General features: G+C 70.9%; 11 protein-coding genes. 3 read left to right on the forward strand and 8 right to left on the reverse strand.

Features of this window, described 5'->3' with window-relative positions; all coding sequences use genetic code 11:
- Positions 1 to 129 precede the first annotated feature (129 nt).
- The 8 genes from GFD21_RS08805 to GFD21_RS08840 all read right to left on the reverse strand — a co-directional run bounded on the left by GFD21_RS08805 (position 130) and on the right by GFD21_RS08840 (position 15,384).
- A complete protein-coding gene (locus tag GFD21_RS08805) occupies positions 130 to 891 on the reverse strand; it encodes an FHA domain-containing protein (RefSeq protein ID WP_163197604.1) in 762 nt (253 codons plus the stop codon).
- Between the two features lie 11 nt (positions 892 to 902).
- Complete coding sequence (locus GFD21_RS08810; protein WP_163197660.1) at positions 903 to 1,538, reverse strand: variant leucine-rich repeat-containing protein; 636 nt, start codon at positions 1,536 to 1,538, stop codon at positions 903 to 905.
- On the reverse strand, positions 1,538 to 2,578 hold the full coding sequence (locus GFD21_RS08815) for a PP2C family protein-serine/threonine phosphatase (protein ID WP_163197605.1): 1,041 nt from the start codon (positions 2,576 to 2,578) through the stop codon (positions 1,538 to 1,540). The genes GFD21_RS08810 and GFD21_RS08815 overlap by 1 nt, the downstream gene beginning before the upstream one ends.
- Positions 2,575 to 5,133, reverse strand: a complete 2,559-nt coding sequence (locus GFD21_RS08820) for a DUF3488 and transglutaminase-like domain-containing protein (protein ID WP_404801577.1) — start codon at positions 5,131 to 5,133, stop codon at positions 2,575 to 2,577. The genes GFD21_RS08815 and GFD21_RS08820 overlap by 4 nt, the downstream gene beginning before the upstream one ends.
- An 11-nt stretch (positions 5,134 to 5,144) precedes the next feature.
- Positions 5,145 to 6,365: a DUF58 domain-containing protein gene (locus GFD21_RS08825; RefSeq protein ID WP_163197607.1), complete on the reverse strand. Its 1,221-nt coding sequence runs from the start codon at positions 6,363 to 6,365 to the stop codon at positions 5,145 to 5,147.
- 23 nt (positions 6,366 to 6,388) lie between these two features.
- Positions 6,389 to 7,753: an AAA family ATPase gene (locus tag GFD21_RS08830; protein ID WP_163197608.1), complete on the reverse strand. Its 1,365-nt coding sequence runs from the start codon at positions 7,751 to 7,753 to the stop codon at positions 6,389 to 6,391.
- Between the two features lie 150 nt (positions 7,754 to 7,903).
- A complete protein-coding gene (locus GFD21_RS08835) occupies positions 7,904 to 13,867 on the reverse strand; it encodes an Ig-like domain-containing protein (RefSeq protein WP_163197609.1) in 5,964 nt (1,987 codons plus the stop codon).
- A gap of 128 nt (positions 13,868 to 13,995) precedes the next feature.
- Positions 13,996 to 15,384: a serine/threonine-protein kinase gene (locus GFD21_RS08840; RefSeq protein ID WP_163197610.1), complete on the reverse strand. Its 1,389-nt coding sequence runs from the start codon at positions 15,382 to 15,384 to the stop codon at positions 13,996 to 13,998.
- A 277-nt stretch (positions 15,385 to 15,661) separates the two neighbouring features.
- On the opposite strand from GFD21_RS08840, the gene GFD21_RS11350 reads away from it, so the two are divergent.
- The 3 genes from GFD21_RS11350 to GFD21_RS08855 all read left to right on the forward strand — a co-directional run bounded on the left by GFD21_RS11350 (position 15,662) and on the right by GFD21_RS08855 (position 25,242).
- Positions 15,662 to 16,651 (forward strand): serine hydrolase, encoded by a 990-nt coding sequence (locus GFD21_RS11350; RefSeq protein WP_318643753.1) that lies wholly within the window; start codon positions 15,662 to 15,664, stop codon positions 16,649 to 16,651.
- A 156-nt stretch (positions 16,652 to 16,807) separates the two neighbouring features.
- Positions 16,808 to 21,184: a PD-(D/E)XK nuclease family protein gene (locus GFD21_RS08850; RefSeq protein ID WP_163197611.1), complete on the forward strand. Its 4,377-nt coding sequence runs from the start codon at positions 16,808 to 16,810 to the stop codon at positions 21,182 to 21,184.
- Positions 21,181 to 25,242: an ATP-dependent DNA helicase gene (locus tag GFD21_RS08855; protein WP_163197612.1), complete on the forward strand. Its 4,062-nt coding sequence runs from the start codon at positions 21,181 to 21,183 to the stop codon at positions 25,240 to 25,242. The genes GFD21_RS08850 and GFD21_RS08855 overlap by 4 nt, the downstream gene beginning before the upstream one ends.
- The last annotated feature ends 18 nt before the right edge of the window (positions 25,243 to 25,260 follow it).

Here is a 25,260-nt window from a genome sequence, read left to right on the forward strand (position 1 = left end):
AGGCCGGTGATCCGGTAGGCCGCCGGACGGACCCCCCATACGGGTTGGGCCCCGTTCCCTGATGATTCATCGATCATCAGGGAACGGGGCCCAACCCGTTTTCGCCCGTTGACGGCGTTTCCGCCCGTGTCAGCGGGCGTCCTGCTCCTCGAGCGTGAAGAACTGGTCGCCGATGCGCAGCGTGGCGGGCGCGTCCAGTTCGGACGGCGTGCCCTTGACCACCTGGTGCTCCTCGCCGTCGCGGATGATGAACGTGCCGTTGAGCGAACCGTAGTCCTCGATCCACAACTGGCCGTTCTGGTCGATGCTGATGGCCGCGTGGTTGCGGGAGGTCGTGCGCGTCGGATCCTCGATGCGCACCGCCTTCGCGCCTTCCGGGATCTTGTCGGAGGGGCGACGGCCCAGCAGCACGCTGCGGTCGATGAGGATGGTCTGGCCCGTGGCCTCGTTGTGCAGCACGTACGTCTTGTGCGCCTGCTTGATGGTGAACGAGCTGGACAGCACGGTGCTGTCCCAATCCTCGTCATCATCGGCGTGGGACGAGGACGGCTGCGCCGACTGTGCCGGTTGCGCCGACGCGGCGGCACCATCCTGCGCGGCGGGGGCCGTGAACGACGGCTCGTCGGTGACGAAGGAGCCGGTCACCACCGGGCCGTCGGCGGCGGCCAGCCCCGTGGCGGCGAGGCCGGCCGACGGAGCGGATGATGCCGACGCGGCGGCGGCCTGCGCGGCGGCCGCGGGCTCATCGGAACGGGAACCGGCGTCGGACGTGGCGGCGTCGGATGCCGCGGCGGGGGTCTGCGCGGCGGCCTGCGCCGCGGGGGAGTCGACCGGATCGTCGGCGTACCAGCCGGGCTCCGGTGCGGGCGGGAACGGAATCACAACGGACATCGGGCCCCTCCTCACTGACGGGTCGCGAGTGCCGCGTTGACCGCCGGGTCGCCCAGCTGGGCGAGCCAGTCGACGAGCGCCGGGTACAGGTTCGGGTTCAACGCGAGCGAGGCGTACAGTTCCGGCGCCTTCTGCGCGATCTCGGCCATCTGCATCTGATCGGTGGTGGTGCGGGCGAGCTCGGCGGTGAACCCGTAGGGGTTCTGTGCGGGCTGCACATAGGAGGAGGCGGCGTACGCGTCGGAGGCGTTCACGATGGGCTGGGCCGCCGGCTCCTCGTAGGATGCGGGCTGCCCGGCGGCGTAGGATTCGGCGTTCGAGGTCTGCGCGGCGGCGGGTTGGGCCGGCTGGGCCTCCTGCGCGTCCGTGGCCCGTGCGGCGGGCTCGAAGCTCTGGAAGCTCTGGGCCGTGGACGGCTGGTTCGCGCCTGCGGGGGAGTCCGGCACCGCGTAACCCATCTGGGCCACGGTGTCGCGCGCGCGTTCGTCGCCGAATTCGGCGATCCACCGCAGCAGGCCAGGATACGCGCGCGGGTTCACCGCCACGTTCGCCCCGAACTCCGGATTCTCATAGGCGATCTTCGCCAGGAAGATCGGATCCGCGTTCGGATCCTGCACTGCCGCGACAGCGGCGTCGTAATCGACCATCATGGCCTCCTTGGTGTTATGGTTCGTAAGGTCTGCAAAGTCTCGTCGGCGATGTTGCCGATGTCCTCCTCCTCGCCCAGTTTAGTCACGGACCAACCGTGGCGGAGGGGATGGCCGAGGGGCATGTCCACGACGACGACGGTCACGTTGTCGCTGCCGCCCGCCTCGAGCGCGGCCTGGACCAGCGCGTCGGCGGCCTGCTGGGGGTCGTCGTATGCGGCGGCGATCGCGGCGATCTGCGCGTCCCCGGACACCTCGGCGTGCAGGCCGTCGGAGCAGACGATGAACCGGCCGGTCGCGTCGGCGAGGAACAGGTCCGGCGCGATGCCCTCGGGATCGCCCACGCATTGCGTGATGACGTTGCGCGGGATGAGCGAGCGTGCGACGTCGGGCAGCATCTCGCCCGAATCGATGGCCTCCTGACGTTGCGAGTGGTCGCGCGTGATGCGGGTGAGCGACGAGGCGTCCCATCCGGTGCCGTCGGGCAGCGGGTCCATGTGGTAGGTGCGTGAATCGCCGATGTTGACCACGTAGGCGAGATGGCCGGTGCTGTAGGGCAGCGGGGCCTTGGCGCCCGGTCCGCTGGCGGGCGCGGGGGATCCGTTCTCGTCGGACGCCGTGTCGGGGCCGCAGCCGCCGGGCACGTCCTGCGTGTCGTCGGGGATCGGCCCGTCGGCCGGTCGCGTCGGCGTGCCGTCGCTCCCCTGCACGTCCGCCGGGTCGTCGACGTCCGCGTGCACGAGGATCAGGCCGGTGACCGTGGTGCCCGCCACGCCGCCGAGCTCGTCGCCGAGCTCGAGCACGTCGGCCTGGGCGTCGCCGAGCACCGTCTCGATGTCGGCGCGGTTGCGCGTGGGCAGCGCCGTCAGGGCCCGCAGCCGTTCGATGGTCCGCGCGCTGGCCCGTTCGCCGCCCTTGCCGCCGCCCATGCCGTCGCATACCACGTACACGCCGTGTTCGGCGAAGCCCAGATCCTGGTTGTTCCTGCGTCTGCGCCCCACGTCGGTGGCGAGGCCGGCCCGGATGTCACCGGTGGTCATGAACGTTGCTCCTTTGACTTCTTCTTCCCGGTCTTCCCGGTCTTCCCGGTCTTCTTCGGTTCCTTCGCCCCCGTCGCGTTCGCCCGTGCCTTGCGGATCCGGTCCGCCAGGGAGGCCAGGCCGGCGGCCATCCGCGCGGGGGTGGGTACCACGTGCGCCGGCAGGACGTCCTTGAGGCTCAGACGCGTGCGCCATCGGCGTGCGCGCGGCAGCCGGTCGAGCATGGCCTTGCGCATGCCGTCCACGCCGGTCCAGTATCGCACGGCCTGCCCGTCGTCGACGTCACGGCCGGAGAACGCCGCATAGTCGGCCTCGCGCGACATCGTGAGGAATTCGGCCGGGGCGATGCCCAGCTGGTCGGCCATGGCCCGCGCCTCGTCGCGTCTGGTGCCGTGCGCGTCCACGCCGCTCTGCCGCGCCAGCGCCGTCAGGGCGCGCCAGCCGGCGGCGACCCTCACGCGCGGCGAACCGCGTTTGCGCGCACGGGCGAGCTGTATGGACTTGGCGAGCAGGATGGCGCCGCAGATGACGAGCACCGTCCACAGGGGGCTGCCGTAGACCGCCACACGGCGGGCGACGCGGCCGAACCGCTGCCAGAACAGGTTCGCGCCGGTGTCGTCCGCCTCCTCGCCGGACAGCGAGGACCGTCCGCGCGCCTGCTGCTCGTCGCGTAGGGGATCGGTGAGCGGCACCGGGGGCTGCCGTACCAGCGTCTGCGGGTTCGGCGGGGTGAGGTTCTGGTTCTCGTCGGGGACCTTCGTCTCCTTCGGGGTCGGGTAGAACGCCACCCAGCCGTAACCGTCGAGCTTGATCTCGACCCACGCCTCGATGTCGTTGCCCTTGAACTCGGTGACGGTCTGATCGCCCCGCTTGACCGCGCGGTTGACGCTGATCGAGCCGTCCTTGTTCTTCGGGATGAAGCCGAGCACGACACGGCTGGGCAGGCCCAGGTCGCGGGCCATGAGCGCCATCGCGGAGGCGTACTGTTCGGAGTCGCCCACCATCTCCTTGCCGCCCAGCAGCTTGTCGATGCGGTAGCTGCCATGGCCCGGCAGCGACGGGTAGTCGCCGGACAGGCCGTGCGAGAACCAGCCGTTCTCCTTGAGCTTGTCCGCGAGGGCTCGTGCCGTGGCTCCGCCGTGGGACTGGCCGCCGGCCAGCGCGGTGGCCAGCTTGGCCGCGGAGTCCGGGGACTCGCTCGCCTCGGGCTGGTCGATCTGCGCGGCGTCCGCCTTGTCGATCTGCTTGTCGGTGGGGATGCGCGGGATGACGCCGGTCTCCGTGTAGGTCAGGCCCTTGGTCACGCCGTCGGGGTAGATCGCCGAGTCGGTGTCGGTGTTGTAGTAGAAGTCGCCGGCCCCGGCGCTCCTGAAGGTGACCGTGCCGGCCGCGCCGGACAGCGGCAGCCAGGTGTCGGCGAGGCCCTCGCCCACGGTGAAGGTGGCGGTGAACCGGTCGCCCTTGGCCTTGGAGGCGATCGAGGTGCCGACACGACGGTAGTTCGACGATCCGGAGGAGGCCGACGAATCGGACAGGTTCCATACGTTGCCGTCGAAACGGTCCATGACGGCCAGGCGCACGGGGGCGCCCGCCGGTAGGTTGCGGGCCGTGAGCACCGTGTCGTCCTTGTGGTCCTTGACGTACGCGCGCAGGCCGGACAGCGGGCTTGTGTAGTCGTAGGGGCTCAACGGCGGCTCGTACTTGTCGCGCAGGATGGTGCGGTCCTGCGGCACCGCCAGGCATGCGCCGACGGCGAGGCCCGCGGCGAGGACGATGATGACGAGGGCGCTGATCCAACGCCCGAGTTCGAGCAGTTCCCAGCGCGACGACAGCCAGATGACCAGGATCAGTCCGCCCGCGACGCCGGCGCCGATGCGCCACCAGCCGTCGGCGGTGCCGAGCAGCGCGCAGGCGGCGAAGGAGGCGAAGGCCGGCAGCGCGCCGATCGTCGCCAGACGGCCGTCGTCCGCCAGGGCGAACAGGCCGGTCAGGAACGCGGTCCACAGGCCGAGCGTCCACGCGGCCATGAGCGCGCCGTCGCCGGTGCCCACCGGCGGGGCGATGGAGATCAGGTATTTGAACGAACCGAACGTGCTCTGCCATCCTTGGGCGAGCGTCGCGGACGTGGGGATCACATGCCCGAGCGTCGTGCCGTTCAACGCCACGACGGGGCCGACGACGAACTGCGCGAGCGCGAGGAACACCATCTGCCACCACAGGCGCAGCGGCTGGCGCACGCCGGCCAGCGCCACCGCGCATCCGATGAGGGTGGACGGCACCGCGGCGGCCGCCCAGACGAGGGGCGAGCCGTACACGTCGATGAGGTTGGATACGGCGAGCAGGGTGAGCGCCGCCACCGCCGCCAGATTGGCGATGTGGCGGGCCCACGGTTCGCGGCCCAGCTTGAGCGTGGCCCGGTGCCCGCGGGTCATCCAGATCACCGAATGGGTGGCGTCGGCCCACGAGCCGGTGGTGGTGGAGGTGTTCGTGCCCGTGCCGGTGGCGTCGGGCATCAGCGGGGCGGCGGCCCGGTCCGGGGCCGGATCGAACGGCATCGTCTGGTAGGTCATGCGAGCACCCCCATGATCAACGGCAGGTCGTCGAGACCGCCGACCGTGGCGAGCGTGAAGTCGGGGAACCGGCGGATCGCGCGAGGCGCGCCCTCCACGGTCTGCAGCACCAGCGTGGTGGCGGATTTCGGCAGCGCCAGCGCCATGCGCTTGATGGAGTCCACGTCGCGCTGCGAGCCGACGGTCAGGAAGTAGAAGGAGGCGTCCGGGCTGTGCGCCAGCGTGCCTTCGGCCAGATTCGGGTTGTCGTCGCGGTCGGGGTCGATCATGCTGCACGAGTCGAGGAAGTCCATGGCGTTGCGCGGGGAGCTGTGCGCGCGTCCCGCGTGCGTGGCGAGCGGACGGTCCTGCATGAGGCATCGCACGCCTATCGAGGCGTGGACGGAGACGGCGAGCTCGAACTCGCCGGAGCTGGCGTATTCGTCCGGGTTCACCGAGACGGTCAGCGAGGTGTCGGTGCGGCGGGTCGCCTCGTACTGGCGGATCATCAGCGTGCCGGTCTTCGCGGTGCTCAGCCAGTGCACGTTGCGCACGTCGTCGCCCGGCTCGTATTCGCGCAGGCCGTAGAAGTCGAGGTCGTCGTCGACGATGTCGCCGCTCGGCTGGCCTTCGAGATCGCGGGCCAGGCCCGCATCGAGCGTCCTGAGCGGCACGGTGGCGGGATGGATGAACAGTTCGATGCGTTCGGCGAGCCGTTTCTCGTGGCGCACGAGGCCGAACGGGTCGCCCTTGCGGATGCGCAGCGGGCCGATCGGCAGCACCGCGCGCGACAGCGTGCGGAACTCCACCTCGGTCTGCTTCTTCTGGCCGGGGCCGAGCATGGGGATCGCGAAGCGTTCGTGCATCTGCCCGATCGGCAGGTCGCCGCGGGCCGTGGCGGTGGGCGTGCGCCCCGGGTTGGCCACGTCCACGCGCACCGCGACCGTGTCTCCCACGGTGACGCGGCGCTTGGGCAGGCTGATGGAGGCTTTGAACGAGGTGTTGCCGAGCGACATGACGATGGCGGCGAGCGTCATCGTCACCGCGGCCACGCCGTAGGCGAGCAGCTCGTGCCAGCCGAGCGGGAGGAACGCGAGCAGGGCGGCCACGCCGGACAGCGCCACGGCCCATCCCAACGGGGAGATGTACGCGGAGAGCAGCCGGCGGATCCGGCGGCGCGCCCGGCGTATGAGACGCGCCGCATGGCGGCGGCGGGGTGATTGCGTGGAGGCGGACATGATCGGTCGTTCCTTCGCGCCGGTCAGGCGCCGAGCGTCGGGGCGGGGACGTCCTCGAGGATCCGGGCGATGACGGTCTCAGGCGTGTCGCCGGCGAACGTCGCCTCGGCGGTCAGGCTCAGACGGTGGGCGAGCACCGGCACGGCGAGGTCCTTCACGTCGTCGGGCACGACGTAGCCGCGTCCGTCCGCCGCGGCCCAGATGCGGGCGCAGCGGGTCAGGGCCAGCGCGCCTCGCATCGACGAGCCGACGAGCACGGCGTCGTTGTGGCGGGTCTCCTCGACGAGACGCACGATGTATTCGACGATCGCGTCGTCCACGTAGATGGACTCGGCGGTGCGGCGCAGGGCGATGATGTCCTCGCCGGTGAGCACGGGGGACACGGTCTCGGCGCGGTCGGTGATGTCCAGCTGCTTGAGGATGCCGACGGACACGTCGTGGCCCGGGTAGCCGATGGACGTCTTGATGAGGAAACGGTCCATCTGCGCCTCGGGCAGCTTGTACGTGCCGAGCTGCTCGATGGGGTTCTGCGTGGCGATCACGATGAACGGCTGCGGCACGGCGTGCGTGACGCCGTCCACGGTGACCTTCTGCTCCTCCATGACCTCCAGCAGCGCGGACTGGGTCTTCGGCGAGGCGCGGTTGATTTCGTCGGCGAGCACGATGGAGGCGAAGATCGGGCCCTCGCGGAACGTGAAGTCGCCGGTCTTCTGGTCGTAGAAGGTGACGCCCACCACATCGGAGGGCAGCAGGTCCGGCGTGAACTGGATGCGCTTGAAGCTCGTGTCGACCGAATTCGCCAGCGCGCGGGCCAGCTGGGTCTTGCCGGTGCCCGGGTTGTCCTCGAGCAGCACGTGGCCGCCCACCATCAACGCGGTGAGGACCTGGCGGATCGGCTTCGCCTTGCCGACCACGGCCTTCGAGATGTTCTCGGCGAGCATGTTGAACGCGTCGCGGAACCGCTCCACGTCGGGGGACAGGTCGGGCAGCAGGCCCGCGTCGATGACCCGCGGGGCGGCCACGGTCTCGGGCTGCGTCGTCGGCGCCGCGGGCGCTGTGACGGCGGGCGCTGTGACGGCGGGTGACTGCGGTGCGGCGGGCATCTGCGCGGCGGCCTGTGCCGCGGCGACGGGGGGAACGCCCGTCTCGGTGGCGTCGACGGACGCGGCGCGCCCGCCGAGCCTGGTGGCGTCCATGTCGAACCGGGAGCCAAGCCTGGTGGCGTCCAGGTCGTCCCCGTCGCCGGCGTCCTGCGCCGCGGCCGGCTTGGCCGGGATGGCAGGCTTCGGGCGCGCGGGCAGGCTCGGCTGCGCCGGGGCGTGCGTGTGCGTCGTGTCCGACAGCCTGGTCGCGTCGTCGATGGGGTCGCCGGTGTATTCGCTGCTCATGGTCTCTCCTTGCATGTGGCGCGGGCGGTGCCTTTGCGTGCCCGTCGCCGGTGGTCTGTGGTTCGGATGTCTCGGATGGTTCGGATCGGGTCGATTGGTGGACCGGGCGGCGGTGCGGGCCCGGCGGCCCGCCAACCCGCCGCGGTCATGTCATGGTCGTGCGGACGTGCGGTACGCCAACCCCCTTACCCACGGCTGCGTGTCGTGCGCGTCGTCCGGCAGCATGCCGGACAGCGACGTGGAGTTGCCGGAGGCCATCGGACGCGAGTTGGAGACCTTGTCCGAGGCCTCGACGCCGTCGATGAGCTCGGACGCGCCGTCCCTGAGCGTGATCCTCCAGGTCACGTCGCCCTCGAGCTGACTGTCCTTCATGTCGATCTTCTCGGGGCCGGAGCCGGCGGTCCACGTGTGCTCCTCGGAATGGCCGTTCCCGTCGGTGAGCGTGAGCACCACCGTCGCCTGCTGGCCGTACGTGTCCACGCTGCCGCTGAGCAGGTGCAGCGTGTTGCGGTCGTCCCACTTGAAGTCGATGTTGCTGATCTGCGCCTTCGGCTTGTTCGGCATCGCGTCGCTGGTGGCGCTGGCCTGGTCGCTGGTGGCGTTCTTGAAGATCTTCCACACGTGCACCGTGCCGCAGGACCTCCACTTGCCCGGGTCGTAGCTGAACGAGGTGTCGTAGGTGGTGGACTGCGGTCCGCCGTCCACCGCGTATCCGAAGCTGCCGGACTTGCCGTCGCCGTCCTGCCAGGTGACGCGGCATTCGCCGCCGGAGGCGGATACGGACAGGTTGCGCGGCATGCCCGGCTTGTACGACGGGGTGATCGTCGGCCCGGTGCCGGTGGCGCTTCTGCCCTGCGTGGTGCGCACCGTGGCCTTCGGCGTGAGCGGGGAGCCCAGATCACCGTCGGACAGGGTGAAGTCGGCGGATGTCGAGGAGCACGAGACGGTCCTGCTGTCGCCGCCCAGCTGCAGCTCGACCCGGTCGCACGTGGTGTTGTGCATGGCCCCCAGCGCGGCGGAGACCTTCACGGTGGTGCTGTTCGCGCCCGCCTGCGAGGCGGTGACGGACGGCGGATCGGGAGTGCCGTACGGTTTGGCCGTGTTCTTCGACGTGGTGCCGGTGCCGTCGCCGACCTTGTTGTGCGCGGAGACGGTGGCGGTGACGGTCATGCCGTCCGTGATGTCCTTGCTGGGGATGGTGAAGGTCTTGCTGCGCGAGCCCTTCACGGTGTCCTTGGCGCCGTTGCTCAGCGTCACGGTGTAGTAGTCCGGCGCGGAACCGTCGTAGTCGGGCATGTCCCAGCTCACGCTCACCGATTCGAACCCGTCGTCCACGCTCACCGAGGAGGGCGCCGGAGGCACGCGGTCGGGCGTTCCGGTGACGGTGTTCGAGTCGGGGGACCAGCCCACCTCGTTCCTCGCGCGCACCTTGAACGAATACGCCTTGCCGTTCTTCAACCCGGTGATCTTGCAGGTGGTCACGGCGCCGCACGACTTGGTCGTGGCGTCGCCGCCGTCGGAGGACCAGCTCACCTCGTAGTCGGTGATCGGGCTGCCGTTGGACGCGCCGGGGGTCCAGGTGAGGTCGATGGAGCCGTCCTGCGGCTTGGCGTCGGCGGGCGAGAGCATCGGGGCCTCCGGACGGTCGATGACGGCCACGGTGATGGTGCCGGTGACCTTGCGCTCCTCGGCCTTCGTGCCGTCCTGGACGGTGACGAGCACGCGGTTGGTGCTCGCGCCGAGGTCGGCGGGCGCGGTGATCGAGATGTCGCCGGATTCGGCGCAGTCCACGGTGAGCCTGGTCGCGTCGTCGGCCGCGCACCGGACGATGGTGAGCGGCTCGTCGGGGAACGGGTTGTAGGCGTCGGCGAGCATCGCCACCGTCTGGGTGCCGCCCGCGCGCACCTGCACGGTCTTGTCGGTCAGGCGGGCCAGCGGCCTGGTGGAGGAGACCACGCGCACGGTCATGCCCGCCTCCACGGTGCCCGCGGCGTATTTGATGCGCACGGGGACGCTGACGGTCGTGCCGGGGGCCGCGTCCTTGTCCGCGCGCACCTGCAGCTGGCCGGCGTTCGTGACGGACGCCTCCACCTTGCCGGAGGTCGATCCGCCGGAATACGTGTACTGCCGCTCGTCCTCCGAGGCGCCGTCGGGCGCGTGGGTGAGGGCCTTGAGGTCGATGGTCTTCTCCGGTTCGCCCGCCACCACGTCGATGTTGGACGAGGAGAACGTGGGCGGCTGCGTGTTGCGTCCGACCACCGTGATCGGCAGCGTGATCACCGCCGAGTTGATGATCTTCGTCTTGTCGGAGCCCTTCTTGCCGTCCACCGCGGTGAACGTGATCGAGGCGGGGCCGGAGTAGTCCTTGGGCGCGGTGAACTTGAGCGTCTTGTCGTTCACATAGAGGTCGTTGTCCGCGGCCTTCGTGGCGCTCACCGAATCGGCGCCGTCCACGGTGGCCTCCTTGCCGGCGCCCACGCGCACGTAGTCGGCGATGTTGATCTGGACGGTCTCGCGCGCGTTGACCTTGATCTCGGGCGCGTTCGGGCGCAGCGTGGGCGGGAACACGCCGTATGCGGGCACCTGGATGAACGCGGTGGAGGTGATGCCGTACCTCGTGTTGGTCACCGTGTAGGGCACGGAACGGGCCTCGTCGGTCAGGTCCACGGTGATGACGGTCGACTTGTCGCCGCCCTTGACGCGCGCGTGGTCGCGGGCCGAGGGGTGCACGCCCACCTTGAGGTCGGCGGCGGTGCCCGAGGGGTTCGCGATCCACTGGCTGACGTCCACGTCGACGCTCTTCTTGTCGATGGTGGCGGCCGGCGGCACGCGGTAGTCATAGGCCTGCGGCGGGTCGATGGGCGCGTTCGGGTCCACGTTCACGGTCAGCGTGCCCGTGTCGGACAGCCCGGCCTTGTCCCTCACCGTGTAGACGATGTAGGCCGTCCCCGCGTTGTCGGGCGTGGTGAAGTCGATGGCGTTGTCCTTCACCCTGGCGCCCTGGATGCCCTGCGGCTCGAGCTTCGGCTCGACCGTGAGGTCCGTGTTGTCGCCGGAGATGTCGTTGAGGGTGACGGGCACGGTGGCCGCGGTGCCGGGGCGCAGCGTCACCTCGTCGTCGCGCGCGTAGACGCCCGAGTCGGAGGCGCCGGTGAACACGCCCACGCGGATCTGCGCCTGCGCGCGACGGCCGGTCCAGTCCTCGACCGCGTAGGAGAAGGTGTCGGTGCCGGAGGAGTCGGAGTACGCCTCGTACACCAGGTAGTTGGCGCCCACTTCGGTGATGCGGCCGAGCTGCGGCGCCTTGTTGCCCAGTCCCAGGAGCTGGTCGTCGTCGCCGTCGGTGTCGATGCCGGTGAGGGTGATCGGGATGCGTACCTTCTGGCCGGCCGCCACCTGCGCCTCGGTGTCGTGCGGGGTGGGGGAGCTCTTGTGCTCGGCGTCTCCCTTGTGCACGGTGATGGTGATGGTGCCGGACGCCGAGTTGCCCAGATCGTCCTTCACCGTGTAGGTGACCGGGTAGACGCCGGGCTCGTTCGACGCCTGGTAGCGCACCGTGTCTCCGGAGACGAACGCGATCCCGCGGAACGTGGCCTTGTCGGTCTGCAGGTTGTTCTGCAGCTTCACGGTGGTGCCGTCCGGGTAGCTGACGTGGTCGAGCACGTCCACGGACACGATGCCGCCGGTGCGCACCTGCGCGTTCACGTTCTGCGCCTTCGGCGCCGAATTGCCGGTGGACAGCGCCGGCGGCTGCAGCACGATGGTGCCGGTCGAGGTGCCGGCGGCGTTGGCCACCGTGTAGGTGACCTCGACGGGCCTGGTCGGCACCTGGCGGGCCGTCAGGTAGACGCGCTTGTGGCTCACCAGGCCCGTCTTGATGCCCGATGAGGCGTCGGCGGACACCGACGTGACGGACAGCACGCCGCCCATCGGGTCGACGTCGTTGGCGAGGGGCTCGACGATGGCCGTGTTGCCGGCGCCGAGCAGCGCCACGTCGTTGGCGGCGACCGGCTTGGCGGCCTCGCCGGTGGCCGGCTGCACCTCCACGCGTGCCAGTCCGGTGGCGGGCACCGAACCCTGCGTGATGGTGTAGGGCACGTAGTAGGTGCCCGGGTTCTGGGCCTTGAACTGCAGCGTCTGGTCGGCGGCGTTCATCGTCACGCTCGCGCCGTCCGGCGCGTCGACGGCCGACAGCTGCGCCGGCTGCGCGCTGGTGGCGTGCACGTACGGCTTGAGGTCGATGGTGGTGTCGGTGTCCGGCAGGGCGGATTTGACCACCGGGTCGATGTCGGCGGCCAGCGTGTTCGCCGGTTTGACGGAGAAGTAGATCATGCCGGTGCCGGTCTGCTCGCCGTCGGAGGCGGTCACCTGCACGCCCACGCGGCCCGAGGTCATCGAACCGGTGTTGAAGGTGAGCTGCCCGTCGGCCCTGGTGGAGACCGACACCTGGTCGGAGTTCTGCGGCACGGCGGAGACGAGCGTCATCGGGTCGCCGTCCGGGTCGGTGAAGCTTCCCAGCGCGTTCGTCGTATAGGTGGCGCCCTGTTCGACGGCCAATTCCGGGGGCACGTCGCTCTGCGCGGGCGCGTGGTCGTCGCCCGCCTGGAGCGTGAGGTCGACGGTGGCGGTGGAGGTCTGGCCGCGGCCGTCGGAGATCTCGTAGGAGAAGCTCGCCGAGCCGGCGTGCGCCTTGGTGGCGTCGAGCTGGACGTAGCGGCCGTCGTAGACCGGAGAGACGGTGACGTCGGCGCCGGAGGGCGCGTTCACATGGGTGATGCGCAGGACCGAGCAGTCGGTCTGCTGGTCGTTGCGCAGCACGTCGAGGATCTGCTCGCCGCCGGCGCGCGCGCCGAAGTCGTCGTTCTCCGCCTTGATCTCGCCGGACTGCTGCGAGCAGGTCTTGTCGTACTTGCGCTGGTTGTTCGCGGTGTCGTCGCTCTGCTGCTGCTTCTCGGACTGCTCGGTCTGGATCGTGTTCCACTGGATCTTGATGACGTCGGTGGAGTCCTGCGGGTTCCACACGTTGCCGTTGACCACGTCGTTGAGGACCACCTGGCGGTGGTTGGTGCGGAACACGAGTTCGGAGGTGGCGTTCACCGCCTGCAACGACGCGAACCGCGCGCCGCCGTCCTTCGCGGAGCATACGCGCACGTAGTTGTCGGCCTTGCGGCTCCACGCCGCGTGCACGCAGCCTCCGGAGGAGACGGGCCGCGCCGGCTCCCCCTTGCCGCCGGAGGACAGGACGACGGGCTTGGCGCCGCGCTTCGTCAGGTCGACGAGACGCAGGCCGTCCTGGCCGGCGGCCGCCACCCAGCCCGACTGCTCGCCGTCGACCGAAGGCGACTGCAGCGTGAACCGGCCCGTTTCGCCGAGCGCGACGTCGCCGCCCTTGAAGATCAGCCGCGGCCCGGAGGTGATGACCGGGGCGCCGTCGACCACGGTGAACGAGTCGGCGTTCGTCTGCCCGCCCGATGTGATCGACTCGAGCTGCGCGACGCGGCTCTGCGGCGAGGTGAGTTCCATGATCATGCCGTCCGAGGGGCGGTAGCCCCACACCACGCCGTTCGAGTCGACCACGGCGCGGCCGCCCGTGCCCAGGCGCATCTGCGGCTTCGCGGAGGCGGGGGAGACGGAGGTGACGTCGTCGGCCGAACCGGCCCACACGTCGCCGGTCTTCGTGTTGAGGAAGGCCACCGTGCCGCCGCCGATCATCGAGACGGTGTTCCCCTTGACCTCGGTGCTGCCGTCCACGCCGATGGTGGACGCCTTGATGGACGAGGCGCGGGAGGTCTCGTCGAGCACCGTGTCCGAACCGTGCTGGGAGACGTCGAACCGTTGCGCCGACGAGGCGACGGCGGCGTCCGCCTCGCGCAGGCGCACGTTGAACCGTGCGGCCTTGCGGTTCTTCAGCGACGTGACCCACACGGTGCCGTCGTCGAGCTGCACGTGGCGCTGGGTGACGGAGCTGATGATGACCGCGCCCGCGATGGCGGCGAGGATGAGCAGCAGCGTGACGACGGGCGTGACCCACCTGCGGTTGCCCGACGGCACCAGGCGGCGCAGCAGCGCGCCGGCCCTGCGTGACCGTTCGTATGCCTGGGATGACTTCGCCATACTGTTCTCCCGTCCCCTCTCGAGGTACCCTATCCACTCAATGTAACGCCGTTATACGGGGGCCGGGTCATATGTACCGGTTTTTCTCCGTAGGGTGCGTGTCGTCCGGTTTGCGCCCGTCCGTGCGCCTAGCGCGTCGCGCAGGCGGTCACCGGGTCGGCCGACATCTGCCGGTCGGCGCGCACGATCGACACCTGGATGCACGTCTGGTTCGCGTCCGGCACCGCGTCGATGGTCACCTTGGCGTCCTTGACGATGGTCGTGTCGACCTGCCCGCCGGAGTCCGATCCCTCGGCCGGCTGCCACGCGTAGGAGTCGCCCTTTTCCGGGTCGGGGTTGTCCCAGGTGAACGTGACGGTGCCGTCGTCGTTGTACGAGCCGTACAGGTTCGACGGCGAGGGCACGACCTCGGCGTCGGAGCCGTCCGGCGTGCCCGCGTTCGCCGACGAGTCGCCCGTGGCCGGATTGTCGATGGTGGCGCGATCCGACGTGGCGCTCGAATCCAGACGCGGCGCGACGACGAACGCGAACGCCAGCGCCAGCGCGGCGACGGCGGCGACCACGCCCGCGGCGATCGCGACCGGGCGCACCCAGGCGCGGTTCGTCGCCCGGTCGCCCGGCCGCGCCGGCGTCGGGACGGCCCGCTGCGCCGGGTAGGGCGGCTGGCCCTCGGCGATCACCGGCGTCATATGACCGAAGTGCTCCTGCTGGACGCGTTGCATCTCGCGCGCGAACTGCAGCGCCGAGTAGTAGCGGTCGTCCGGCTCCTTGGCCATCGCGCGGCGCAGCACCTTCTCCACGTCCGCCGGCACGTCCGGGCGGTTGATGGCGGGCAGCGGCTTGGTGAGGATCAGCTCGCGCAGCTGGGCGGGCGTGCGCGGCCGGTAGCCGTATTCGAACGGCGAACGGCCGGTGAGCGTGGCGTACAGCGTGGCGCCCAGCGAGTAGATGTCCGCCGCCTCGGCGCCCACATGGCCGCCCAGCACCTCGGGCGGCGCCCACGGCAGCGAATAGCCGGTGAACGTCTTGTCGTAGATGTTCGTGGAGATGCCGAAATCGGCGAGCACCGGCAGGCCCTGCGCGTTGACGAGCACGTTGCTGGTCTTGATGTCGTGGTGGATGACCCCGGCGCGGTGCGCGGTGAACAGGGCGCTCGCCAGCTTGACGCCGAGGTCGAGCATCTGGTCGCAGGTGAGCGGTTGGCGTTGCGCGATCTCCTTGTACGTGCCGCCCGGCGCGTACTCGAACACGATGTACCCCAGGCCGTTCGAGGTGACGCCCGCGCCGTAGATCGGCATGATGTACGGGTGGCTCGACAGCTGGGCCATCGTGTTGGCCTCCTGCGTGAACTGCGCGGCGGCGCGCGGGTCCAGCGAGGCCTTCGACACCTTCACCGCCACGATGCGGCTCGGCGTGCGCTGCTGGTAGAGGTAGACGCTCGCGGTGGAGCCCGATCCGAGCGTCTGGATGAACGTGTAGCCCGGGATCCGCGGCGGCGTGGTGATGGTTGCCGGCATGATGCCTCTTTCCCTCGGTCTCTTCCTGACGCCATCGTACGTTCGGTGCGGGATGAGCGCCCGGCTTGTCCGGGGTTCGGGTGGGCGCGGGCCGTTCGCGGGTATCCACGGGTGTTCGCGGGTATCCACGGGGGTCGTGGTTTCGGGAGGGAAGGGCGTCCGCGGGTCGGTGCGCCGCCGCCGCGCGCCGGGAGGGTGCGGCATACTGGACGCTATGAGGAAGGATCGGTTCGGTCGGCATGCGACCCGCGCGTCCGTGGCGCGTCGCGGGAGGTCCGTGGCGGCGCGTGCGGTGGCCGCAGTCGTGGCGGTGATGGTGGTGATGGCGTGCGCCGGCGCCGGCGCGGTCGTATGGTTGCGGCCCGATTGGCTTGCCGGCGCCTTCGCGGGCGGGCGGGCAGAGTCCGCGGGGACGGGCGCCTCGTCAAGGACTTCGGCCGGCGGCGGGACGACGCACCGGACGCTGGGCCGTGCGGCGGCGCCGCAGCCGAGCGCGAAGGCGTCGAAGCAGCGCGACATGGACGCGCTCGGCCAGACGATCCGGTCCAGGATCGCCGGCTACCAGGGCACCTGGCAGGTGTATGTGGAGGATCTGGCCAGCGGCGCGAGTGTCTCCGTCGACTCCCATCCCTCCTACGCCGCCTCGGACATCAAGCTGTACGTCATGCTCGCCGTGTTCCAGCGGATCGCCGACGGCGCCGTCTCCGACGACGCCTCGCTCGACCAACTGCTCACGCAGATGATCACCGTGAGCTCCAACGAGGCGACGAATTCGCTGGTCACCATGCTCGGCGGCGGCGACATGCAGGCCGGGTTCACGGTGGTCAACGACACCGCAGCCCGCTATGGGTTCAAGGATTCGCGCATCAGCCAGGCGCTCGGCGTCACACCCGTCGACGCCAACGGCAAGGTGACCACGGCCGACGACTGCGGACGGTTCATGGCCGCCGCCTACCGGGGCAGGCTGGTCTCCGGCGACGCGAGCCGGCGCATGATCGACCTGCTGCTCGGCCAGACGCGCCGCGCGAAGATCCCCGGCGGCGTGCCGGCCGGCGTGACGGTGGCGAACAAGACCGGCGAGAACACCGGCGTGGAGAACGACGCGGCGCTTGTGTTCGCCGGTTCGGACACCTCCGGCGCCATCGACGGCTCGGCCACCCAGGGCGACTACGCGATCGCCGTGATGACCTCGGACGTCGCCTCGCCCTCCGCCGCGCAGGCGTCGATCCGCGACCTGTCCGCCGCGGTGTGGGACGCGCTGCGATAGCCGGCTCCACGGGGAGCGGGCCGCGGGATCCCGCTGCCGTGCCGTTGCGTGTGCGACGCGGGCGTGATACATGCGTGACGCACGCGTGACACGCGGGGCCGGGACAAAACCGGTAGATATCTACCGGTCGCCGGAACGCGGCCTAGGCTTGGAACCATGACTGGATACACGGACTCCCACGAGGCGTTGGACGCCCTGATCGGCGGCGAGGGGCCGCGCGCGGTGCTCGCGGCCGGCGCCCCGCGATGCGGCAAGACGGGGTTCGCCTACGAGGCGTTGCTGCGCGGCCTGCACGCGTTCGGCGGCGAGGGCGCCGCCATGGCCGTGTCGAACCGCGTCATCGCGGACCTGCTCGGCGACCGGGCGATCCGCCGGATCGGCGCCTCGGCGCAGGTCCGGCCGGTCACCACGCTGTCCGCATTGGCGTTCCGCGTCATCTCCGCGCGGCGCTTCGCCACGGGGTCGCCGGCCCCGCGTCTGCTCAACGGCGCCGAGCAGGACGCGTTGCTCCGCCGCGTGCTCGCCGTGCATCTCGTCCACGCCCGTGCGGGCGAGATGTGCGACGTCTGCCGTCTGCTGCGTTCCTATTTCGCCTCCGACGATTGGGCGAGGTCGGTCGGGGACATGCCCGCGGCGGACGACGGCGACGGCGTGGGGGCCGGGCCGGGCGAGGGCACCACGGCGGCCATGCTCGAGCGTGGCGTGTCCCAGGCCCTTGTCGACCAGCTGCGCGACATGCTCGCCCGCATGAACGAGCTCGGCGCCTCGTTCGGCAGGGAGGAGGGGCTCATCGCCACGCTGCGCGCCCGCGCCGCCGCCTCGGGCGAAGGCTCCGGCCATGCGGCGCGTCTCGAACTGCAATGGCGGCTGGCGTTCGCGCTGCGGCATGAATACGTCGACGCCATCGAGGCCGCCCACCCGGGCGAATACCGGCTCGACGCCTCAAGGCTGCTGGTCGAGGGGGCGGCGGCGCTGCAGGACGGCGACGCGGCCGGGCTGCCGGGTCTGCTCGTCGTCGACGATTTCCAGGACACCACGCTCGCCGGTCTGAGGTTCCTCGAGGCGCTGTCCGCGCGGGGCGTGCGCCTGCTGCTCGTCGGCAACCCGGACGAGGCCGTGCAGACCTTCCGCGGCTCCTATCCCGAATACCTGTTCTCCCAGGCCCGGCTCGGCCCGCTCGGGGCCGTGGAGGTCCGCCTGGGTGCAGGTCCGGCGGCGGCCGCCCCGGCCGCGCCCTCGTACCTCGATCTCGTGGCCGCGCGCGTCTCCCTGTCCATCCCCTCGATGGAGGAGAGCGGCATCCCGCTGCCCGAGCGTCCCGGCAAACTGCCCCGCTACGACGGCGCGTGGCCCATCCGCACCCCGGATCCGGCGCATGACCCGACCGGAGACGGCACGCTGCGCACCGCCCTGTACCGCAGTCCGCGCGAGGAACTCGACGATGTGGTCTGGCGCATCAAACGCATGCGCCTCGACGGCCATGCGCAATGGAACGACATGGCCGTCATCGCCCACGACAACGCCACCGTGCGCACATTCGGCGAACGTCTGCGTCACGACGGCGTGCCCGTGCGCTACTCGTCCGTCACGAAACCCCTCAAGGACGAGCCGTTCGTGCAGGGGCTGTTCGCGCTGCTGGAACTCGCCCGCCTGCGCCGGCAGGGACTCTCCGGCACCACGATGAGCCCGGCGGCGATCGCGGCGTTCGCCCGTTCGCGCGTCGCCACGGTGATGGCCTGCCCGCTCATCACCACCGGCGCGCGTCCGGGGGAGGGGCGGCCCGGGCGCCTCGCCCCCATCGAATCGGCTATGGCCGCGCTGGAATCCCTGTCGCAGGTCGTCGACGACGGCCTGGCCGGCGATGCCGATGACGCCGGTGGCTCCGGCGAGACCTCCGAGGCCGCGGGGCGGGCCGTGCGGGGCGACGGCGGGGGAGACCGGGGTGCGCTCGCCGGCGTGGTCGCCGGCTGGCGGTCGCTGACGGAACAATGGCGTGCGCAGCGTGACGCTGCGGATGCGTCGGGGAACGTCGTCGACGACAGCCTCACCGACGGCGAGGAGACGCCGCCGTTCGGCGTGGATGCCCTATACGCGATGCTCGTCCTGGATGATCCGCTCGCGCCGGCGGCCGACGTGCTGTCCGTCATCGGAAGGGTCGTCGGCGGCGACCCGCAGGCGAAGGCGTTCCTGCGGCTGTGGAGGCTCGTCGGCGTCATCGCCTCCGGACTCGGTTCCCTGGAGGATGCGGAACCGCAGTTCGCCCTCGCCATGGCATGGCAGGCCTGCGGCGTGGCCGGTGCATGGCAGCGCGAGGCGTTGGACAACACCCCCGAGGGGCGCGCGGCCAACGACCGTCTGGACGTGGCCATGCGCCTGTTCCAATACGCGGAGGGCGGCACCGCCGGGCACGACATCACCGCGTTCATCGCACAGGTGCGGTCCATGCGCATCGAGGCCGATTCGCTCGCCCACGTGGGACCGGTCGAACAGGCCGTCACCCTCACCACGCCGGCCGGCGCGGTGGGCCGGCACTGGCGGCATGTGTGGATGCCGGCCGTGCAGCAGGACGTATGGCCCAACCTCGCCGAACGCAACACCCTGTTCGGCGGCGAGGACCTGGCCGAGATCATGCTCGACGCCACCCGCGCCGGCGGCGACGCGGATCGCGCGGCCGCGGGCGCCGCGGGCCGCGGCGGGGGAACCGACCCCCGTCTGGCCGCGGTGCTCGCCTCCGAGAAGAAGAGCTTCCTGTTCGCCCTCACCCGCGCCGATGCCGGGAGCGTCGGCGGGTGGGCCGACGAGGCCGGAAACCGGGCGGGCGACGGCCACGGCGCGCGGAACGACGGTCGTGATGGCGCCACGGTGTCCGTCAGCGCCGTGGCCAACGACGACCTGACCCCCTCCGACTTCCTGTACGGCTACCTGCCGGAACGTTTCGACCGCGCAGAGGCGCGGTTCACCGAAGTGGGGGACCCCGAACAGGCCGAAGACCCGTCGCGGTCGTCCGGCGACCCGCTCGCCGGGTTGGACGCCGATCCGCGTGGGCTCGTGGCCGCGGCCCGCATCATCCTGTCCCGGCATCCGGCGGATTCGCCGCAGGGCAGGGACGCCGCCGCGGCCCTCGCGCTGCTGGCGGGGCACGGCGTCTCCTCGGCGGATCCCGCCGACTGGTCCTATCCGCGTCTCATCGTGCGCGGGAAATCGGACGCCGCCCCGGATTCCGAATCCGCCCCGGTCGTCTCGTTGTCCCCTTCCGCGGTGGACCGGCTGTGGGAGTGCCCCGTGTGCTGGCTGTTGGAGAACCGGTTCTCCGGGCCGCGCCCGGGCAGCGTGGCCACCGGCTTCGGCACGCTCATCCATGCGGTCGCCCAGCGCGGCAGCGAGGAGGGGCTCGACCTGCCCGTGGCCGCGCCCGGAGGCGTCGAGGCGCGCGTCGACGAGGTGGCGGGCAGGCTCGCCGCGATCTACGACGGGCTCAAAGCCGGCCAGGCCTCCATCGACGACCCGGCCGCACGGTACGCCGCCATGCGCAAGGACGAACAGGTCGGCACGGCGTTGGGAAACATCGCCGGCTACTTCGTACGGTCCAACCACGCCGGCTATCTCGGCGGCAACGCCAAGTACCTCCATATCGGCACGCTCGAACGTGCGGACTGCGAGGAGGAGTTCGCCGCGCGCTTCGATCTGGGCGACATCCTCGCCGCCTACAACGCGCTGCCCGGCATCGAGCCGATCGGCAGGCACGACCTCGCCGCCCTCATGGGCGCGCTTGTCGGCGGCTGGCCCGAAGGCATGCGCGACGACCTGACCATCCGCCTGACCGGGCGCATCGACCGCAAGGAGACGCGCGTGGACGGGAACGGCGACAGGACCATCCGCCTCATCGATTACAAGACCGGGCGCGTGCCCGCGGTGGGGCAGATCTTCAACGACCTGCAGTTGGTGTGCTATCAGCTCGGCCTCGTCTTCCCCGAGACGTCCGGGCGTCCGGGGGAGGCCAAGGGCGGCGGCATGCGCGGCGCCCGGGCGCTCGAGGCGGCGCCGGTCATCGCCCAGAGCGGGCTGTTCCATGTCGAATCCCATGCCGCACCCGCCGAAAGCTACTCGCCGGAGGGGCTGTTCCAGCCGCCGCTGTTCACCGCGGGCTCACTCAACGGCGAAGCGTTCACACAGCGCGACCACTACCGCGACCTGTCCCGGCTCGCGGACATGCCCGTGCTGTCCCCGGACGCGCCGGTCGCGGGCGGCGGGGACGGTCCGGGAGCCGGCGATGCGCGGGCCGAAACGACCGGCGTGTCCAGGCCCCGTGGCGTGGACGACGACGTATGGGCGCGGTTCGCGTCCCTCAACGGCACGCAGGCGCTATGGTCGCTCACCATGATCTCCCGCGTGTTCTACGCCGCCGCGGCCAGCCGCTCCGAGCGGCTCGCGGCCCATCCGACCGCGGCGCATCTGGCCCATTGCCGGATGCGCGACGTCTGCCCGGCCTGCGCCGGCCGGGTCGACACCGTATTCGAAACGAGGCAGGCATGAGCGCACGCACCACGTTCACCGACAGTCCCGAACAGGCCGCGGTCATCAACGCCCCCGTGGACGACGACGTGCTCGTCGTCGCCGGAGCCGGATCGGGCAAGACCTACACGATGACCCGTCGCATCATCGAACTCATCCGCCGGGGCGTCGCCCCCGAACGCATCCTCGGCCTGACCTTCACGCGCAAGGCCGCCGGCGAACTGTTGTCGCGCGTCTCCGCGGCCGTGCTCGCCGACCGGGGCGAAGAAGCGGGCGGCGACGACCGTATGTTCCTCAAACCGGCCGTCTACACATACGACGCGTTCTTCCAGACCATCGTGCGCCAGTACGGCCTGCTCGTCGGCTTCGACCAGAACACGCAGCCGTTGAGCGAAGCCGGCGCGCTGCAGCTCGCCGCGAACGTCATCGACCGGCACATGGGCGAATTGCGGGGGCTTGATCTCGGCGCCTTCGGCACGCTCGCGTCGCGGGTGCTCGCCCTGTCGAACGCCATCGGCAGCGCGATGATCGGCGAGGGCGTGCCCGACATGGACACGGCCGTCGCACGGGTGCGCGCATGGGACCGGGCGTTCATCGACCGGGTGCGTGAGGCGCTCGGCGACCGGCCTGTACCGGACGCCGAACCCAAGATACGCGCGCCGCGCCGGCTCAAGAAGGACACCGACGCGACCTGGGCCGCGAAACTCGAGGAACATCACCGTCGGCTGCGCGACAAATGCGTCTGGACGTGCGCGGGACTCGTCGGCACCGCCGAACGCCGCGAGGCGCTGCTCGGTCTCGTCGAGGCGTACACGGCGGAGAAGCGGCGCCTCAACATGGCCGAATTCGGCGACTTCACCATAGCGGCCTACCAGCTCGTCACACGGTTCCCCTCCATCGGCGAACGCTACCGCCGGCGGTTCGGCCATGTGCTGCTCGACGAATACCAGGACACCTCCACCACGCAGGCCGCGCTGCTCGCCACCCTGTTCCGGGGCGGCACGGCCGTCAACGCGGTGGGCGACCCGTTCCAGTCGATCTACGCCTGGCGCGGCGCGAGCCCCGGTGCGTTCCGCATGTTCCAGCAGGACTTCCACATGCCCCGGGACGCGAAGCCGTACGCGCTGAGCGTCACCCGACGCAACTCGCGCCTCGTGCTCGAAGCCGCCAACGACCTGACCCTGCCCCTCAGGGGAACGCCCCGCAGGCCCGGCAGCTCCCTCCTGCGCGAAGTGGAGGTGGCCCCGCTCGACGCCATGCCCTCCGCGCCCGAGGGCACGCTCGGCGTGCTCGGCTACGACACCCTCGGCCAGGAGGTCGACGCCGTCGTGCGGTTCTGCCGGCAGGCGGTGCGCCCCCATGGGATCGGCGGCATCGGCGGCCCCGGGCCGGAGGGCACCGCGTCCGGCGGGGTCTCCGGCGAGGGGCCCGCGGAAGGCGTCGCCCCGCCGCCGCGGCGCACCGCAGCCGTGCTGTTCCGCTCGAAGAAGAACATGGACATCTACCGGCAGGCCCTGGAATCGGCGGGATTGAGCACGCTCGTCGTCGGCTATTCGGCGATGCTCGACCGTCCCGAAATCCGCGACGTGCTCGCCCTGCTGCACGTCGTCGCCGACCACACCGACGCCGGCTCCCTCATGCGGTTGCTCGCCACGCCCCGTTTCGGCCTCGCCGCCGCGTCGCTGGCCTCGTTGGCGTCGCTCGCCGACGCGCTCAACACGCAGGCCCGCTACCAGGCGCTCGTCGCCGCCGGCCTCGCCTCCGGCGACGAGCCCCGCGACGAATGGGCGTCCCTGGTGCGCGAGCACCGCGACGCCGTGGCCAACGCGGTGTTCCTGCCCGACGTGCTGCTCGGCGACGGCCTCGCCTCGTTGCTCGGCGATGGCGGATTCCCCGAGTCCGCGGTGCGCGCCATCGCGCATGCCGGCCGCATGCTGCGGCAGGTCCATGACGTGGTCGGGCGCCCGCTGCCGGACGTGGTGCGTGCCGCCGTCCAGGCGCTCGACCTGGACATCGACACCGTGGTCGCGCAGGCGCTGCGTTCGGACGGGTCCTCCGTCAATCCCACGCTCGCGCATCTGCCGATGGACGCCGTCATCGACCTGGTCGACACGTATACGGCCGAGATCGCCGCCGACTCCGCGCCCACGCTGCGCGGGTTCATGGCCTGGACGGACGCGCTGCGGAGCATCGACGACGAGACGTCCGCTTTCGAATCCGACCGCGGGGCGGACGTGGAGCTGATGACCGTCCACCAGTCCAAAGGGCTCGAATGGGACGCGGTCGCCATCGTCGGCCTCGCCGCGGGAACCTTCCCCAGCAACCAGGGAAACCACCTCAAGGTGACGCTCGACGAACGGCATCCGGGCGGGACCCGTGCGGCACGGCCCGGGGAACCCGGGGGATGGGAGGCCCCCGAATACCACGAGGAGGCCGGCACTTGGCTGGACGATCCGACCGCCGTGCCGGCGCCGATGCGCGCCGACGCGGGCATCCTGCCCAGGTTCCCCCATGACGCGCCCGTCGGAGGGGACCCGATCGAGGCGTTGGACGCGTTGGACGACGTGGAACTCATCGACGACGAGGTCTACGGGTCGCTGCGCGGGGTCGGCGACGGCGTGGACGACGTCGACCCGGACTCCTGGTACCTCACCCAAGCGGAGGAATACGGCAGAAGACTGCACGCCGACGAGAGGCGGCTCATGTACGTGGCGCTCACCCGTGCCAAACGGGACGTGCTGCTCACCTACAGCCGCAGCTCGGAACCCGGGCGCGACCCGTCCGCGGTCAGGACGTCGTCGAGGAAGGCGAAGCCCTCCGACTTCTGGCTCGAAGTGCATGACGCGCTCCACCCGCACGCCGGAACCGTCATGGCCGAGGACGTCGATTCGGTCGATTCGGTCGATTCGGATGGTTCGGCCGCCGCCGGGACGTTGGACGCGCTGGGAGCGCCGCGTCCGGACGGGTTCTTCACCGGGGAGGACGCCGCCTCCTACGCGCATGCCGTCATCGGCGGGGCATGGTCCGCGCCGCTCGAGGAGCGTCGGGACGGGACGCTGCCCTGGCCGGCGTCGCTGAGCGCGGGAATCGCCGCACGGCTCGAGGCCGCGGCGGACGCCGTCGCCGCCACGGAATCCGACGCCGGCGCGGCCGCGAAACCCGACGCGGGATTCGGGCCCGCCGCGGGCGCATCCTCCGGCGCCGCCGGCCGCGGCCTGCTCGACAGGGCCAGGTTGCTCATCGCCGAAGGCGACCTCATGAACGGCGCCATGTCGGGGGCCGATCTCGACAGGGCCGTGCGCGACAAGGCGCAGCGCATCCTCGCCGGATCGCGCCAGAGCGTCACCCGGCTGCAGACCCGGGCCGGCGACATGGGGGAGCGGGAGGAGCGCCGGTACTGGCGCGGCATCGTGCGCCCGATACCGTCCGTCGCCTCGCCGTCCGCCTCGGCCGGCACGCGATTCCATGCATGGGCGGAACGGTTCCTCGATGCCGGGATCGACGGCTACGAGGGGCTCGACCGCGCCTCGATGATCGACGACCTGCGGCGCCGGGAGGACCGGTTCTCCGTAAACGGGCGCATGGACGGTCCGTCCGGCGCCTCACCGGAGCCGCCGACCTCCGGGCGCCGGGAGCATGCCGAGGCCATGCTCGCCGTCTGGGAGCGCAGACTCGTCGAATCCCCATGGGCGTCACGTACGCCGGCATGGGCGGAACGGCAGCTCGTCGTCGCGATCCCCGAGCTCGACGGCATCATCGCCAACGGCAAGCTCGACGCCGTCTTCCATGGCGGGTTCGACCCGGCCGACCCGTCGAAACGCTACACCGTCATCGACTGGAAGACCGGCCACAGGCCGCGCAAACCGCGCGACATCGCCGAAAAGCTCGTGCAGCTCGACCTGTACCGACTGCTGCTTTCGGCGATGGAAGGCGTGCCGTTGGACAGTATCGACGCCGCTCTCTACTATGTGAGTGAACCCGACGCGCGCCTGCGCGAGCTGCGCGCCGAGGAGAAAACAGAACAGGAAATCATTGCCGAGTTGAGCTCCGGAATCCCCGGTCATACCGACGACGACTAGACCCATCCCGCCCATGGG

Origin of the sequence: Bifidobacterium platyrrhinorum (genome assembly GCF_010667645.1) — a bacterium.
GTDB lineage: Bacteria > Actinomycetota > Actinomycetes > Actinomycetales > Bifidobacteriaceae > Bifidobacterium > Bifidobacterium platyrrhinorum.

What these genes read in the sequence shown, in the direction of transcription:
- GFD21_RS08820 (WP_404801577.1), bottom strand. Translation starts at nt 5,133, where the DNA reads ATGCCGTTCGATCCGGCCCCGGACCGGGCCGCCGCCCCGCTGATGCCC.
- GFD21_RS08855 (WP_163197612.1), top strand. Translation starts at nt 21,181, where the DNA reads ATGAGCGCACGCACCACGTTCACCGACAGTCCCGAACAGGCCGCGGTC.
- GFD21_RS08835 (WP_163197609.1), bottom strand. Translation starts at nt 13,867, where the DNA reads ATGGCGAAGTCATCCCAGGCATACGAACGGTCACGCAGGGCCGGCGCG.
- GFD21_RS08825 (WP_163197607.1), bottom strand. Translation starts at nt 6,365, where the DNA reads ATGTCCGCCTCCACGCAATCACCCCGCCGCCGCCATGCGGCGCGTCTC.
- GFD21_RS08815 (WP_163197605.1), bottom strand. Translation starts at nt 2,578, where the DNA reads ATGACCACCGGTGACATCCGGGCCGGCCTCGCCACCGACGTGGGGCGC.
- GFD21_RS08810 (WP_163197660.1), bottom strand. Translation starts at nt 1,538, where the DNA reads ATGGTCGATTACGACGCCGCTGTCGCGGCAGTGCAGGATCCGAACGCG.
- GFD21_RS08840 (WP_163197610.1), bottom strand. Translation starts at nt 15,384, where the DNA reads ATGCCGGCAACCATCACCACGCCGCCGCGGATCCCGGGCTACACGTTC.
- GFD21_RS08830 (WP_163197608.1), bottom strand. Translation starts at nt 7,753, where the DNA reads ATGAGCAGCGAATACACCGGCGACCCCATCGACGACGCGACCAGGCTG.
- GFD21_RS08805 (WP_163197604.1), bottom strand. Translation starts at nt 891, where the DNA reads ATGTCCGTTGTGATTCCGTTCCCGCCCGCACCGGAGCCCGGCTGGTAC.
- GFD21_RS08850 (WP_163197611.1), top strand. Translation starts at nt 16,808, where the DNA reads ATGACTGGATACACGGACTCCCACGAGGCGTTGGACGCCCTGATCGGC.